This window comes from Streptomyces sp. SID5785, assembly GCF_009870065.1.
In the GTDB taxonomy this organism is placed as follows: Bacteria; Actinomycetota; Actinomycetes; order Streptomycetales; family Streptomycetaceae; genus Streptomyces.
Map to the genome: position 1 here is coordinate 1 of NZ_WWIA01000330.1, position 862 is coordinate 862.

2 protein-coding genes are annotated in these 862 nt (G+C 73.0%); both read right to left on the reverse strand.

Going from position 1 to position 862, the window contains the following annotated elements:
* Positions 1–155: NmrA family NAD(P)-binding protein (locus GTW43_RS10695; protein WP_343245964.1), on the reverse strand; the 155-nt coding region annotated here is incomplete at its 3' end.
* A 66-nt stretch (positions 156–221) separates the two neighbouring features.
* Positions 222–862: TetR family transcriptional regulator (locus GTW43_RS10700; protein ID WP_237536521.1), on the reverse strand; the 641-nt coding region annotated here is incomplete at its 5' end.

Genomic DNA, 862 nt, shown 5'->3' on the forward strand with positions numbered 1-862 from the left:
GGCCCGCCCGGGTTGCGGGTCAGGGCGCGGACCCGGGCGCCGGCGTCGAGGAGGGCGCGGGCGGTGGCTCCGCCCTGGGCGCCGGTGGCGCCGGTGACGGCAACAGTGAGCATGGCGGACTCCGGAATCTGCCCCGGGGTGGGGCGGTGGCGCATGACGGCGCACGGATTCTGCTGCGCCACGCAGAAGATTACCCGACAATGCCTGCGTCACGCAGATAATTAGTCCCGCACGGGCTCCAGCACGCCACCCATCTCGACGAGCGCCGCCCTGAAGCGCTCCGGCAGACCGGCACCACCGCCCGCGGCCGGCCTTCCCTCACCCTCCGAACTCTCCGCGCTCTCCGCGCCGCCGGCCCCCTCATCGACCTTGACCCACTCCGCGTAGGCGACCTTGAAGGCGGCCATTCCGGCCTCGGCGGCCAGTGCGGCCGTGCGCGGCGCGGCGCCACGCCCGCACAGGGCGGCGGTCATCGCCGCGACGAAGGCATCGAGCTTGACCAGTTCGCGTTCGCGGAGCTCGGCGCTCGCGGACACGAGCGCATCGCGCTTGCGGACGCGGCGGGGATCCTCCTCGAAGAAGTCCGCGAAGGCGCCCAGGGCGGCGGCCACGCAGACGAGAGGCGGCGCATCCGGCGGCGAACCCTCGATCGTGCGCGTGAGCAGGTCGAGCCCCAACTCCGTGCCGTAGAAGAGGACTTCGCGCTTGTCCGTGAAGTGGCGGAAGAAGGTCCGCTCGGTCACACCGGCGGCGGCGGCGATCTCCGCGACCGTGGTCCGGTCGAAACCCTGCTCCGCGTAGAGCCCGAGGGCGGCTTCCGCCAGTCGCCCTCGCGCGTTCGGCTCCCATCTACCCATGCCGC